This window comes from Erwinia sp. MYb416 (genome assembly GCF_037479575.1).
Lineage (GTDB): Bacteria > Pseudomonadota > Gammaproteobacteria > Enterobacterales > Enterobacteriaceae > Erwinia > Erwinia rhapontici.
In genome coordinates this window covers 1-1,178 of sequence record NZ_JBBGYT010000082.1, presented here as the reverse complement: position 1 = coordinate 1,178, position 1,178 = coordinate 1, and the positions used below count along the sequence as shown (strand labels likewise).

Below are 1,178 nucleotides of genomic sequence, written 5' to 3'. Positions count from 1 at the left end.
CCCCTGCCTGGCTGGCAATCACTGCTCCGTTCAGCTGGGTGTGGTCGCCGACCTGAATATCGAACCCGCCCTTGCCCGCATAGATACCGCTCTGCTCCATGACGCTGTCATAGGTGCTGTGCATTTTGTCCTGGCTGGCATTGATATAGCCGGACGCCGTCATCGACCCAAAGGTGAAGCTGCCACCGGCGCCAAAGCTGGTCTGCTTCGAATCGTAGCGATCGCTGTCCTGCTGGCTGGTGATGGTCAGGTTGCGCCCGACATCGGCGCTGACCTTATTACCGTTCACCTGAGCGCCGGTTAACGTGGTGTCACGTCCGCTGTTCAGCGAGACGTTGCCACCGCTGTCGAGGGTGGTTTCACTCCACTGCGTCCCGTTACCGGTGTCTTTGCCTTTCGCGCCGTTGACACTGGCAAAGATGCTCAACCCGGCGCTGCCGTTGCCCACGCCAAAACTGATGCCCACGCCGCCGCCGCCGCTGGAGTTACTGCCCGTGGATTGCTGCGTATTGGCCGCGCCGGTTAACAGGATGTCATTCGCCGCCGTCAGCGTGGTGTCGCCGCCCGCTTTCAGCTGGCTGCCGCCGATAGCGATATCCCCGCTGTTAGCCGATTGACCTTTACCCGTCGCGGTAATCGCCAGGTTCTGCCCCGCATTCAGGGTCGAACCGGATACCGCATCACTCACCTGCTGCGACTGGGATTTAGACTTCTGCGTGGTCAGCGAAATACTGATGCCAATGCCGCTATTCGGGTCGCCGCTGACCTGCGCCTGCTGGCTGGCCAGTTTTGCCTGCACCCCTGAGAGCGCGGTTTTTGTCGCCTGCAGGGCCGCCAGACGACTGTCACTTTCCCCTTTCGCCGCCTGTGCAGTGGCGATGGCATTGTTGATTGCTTCACCGACTGCGCCGGAGAGCGCCAGCGTAATCCCCGTGGATTTTTGCTCGAATCGCTCGTCCGCGGTGCGCTTATCATGACCCGGCGCGATAACCACGCTGTCACCGTTGACCGTTAACGATTGACCCGCCACCAGGTCAGCACCGCTGATCTTCACGCCGTCAGCCGCGCTGACCGTCACATTGCCCCCGGTGCTGCCGACGGTACTGACGCTCTGGCTCTGGGTCGTGCCCTTCACTTTTAAGTCATGCTTCTGGCTAGAGGTGCCGATGGTGATACCA

1 protein-coding gene is annotated in these 1,178 nt (G+C 61.1%); it reads right to left on the bottom strand.

The features are described from left to right. Positions 1-1,178: hemagglutinin repeat-containing protein (locus WH277_RS00730; protein WP_339503803.1), on the bottom strand; the 1,178-nt coding region annotated here is incomplete at both ends.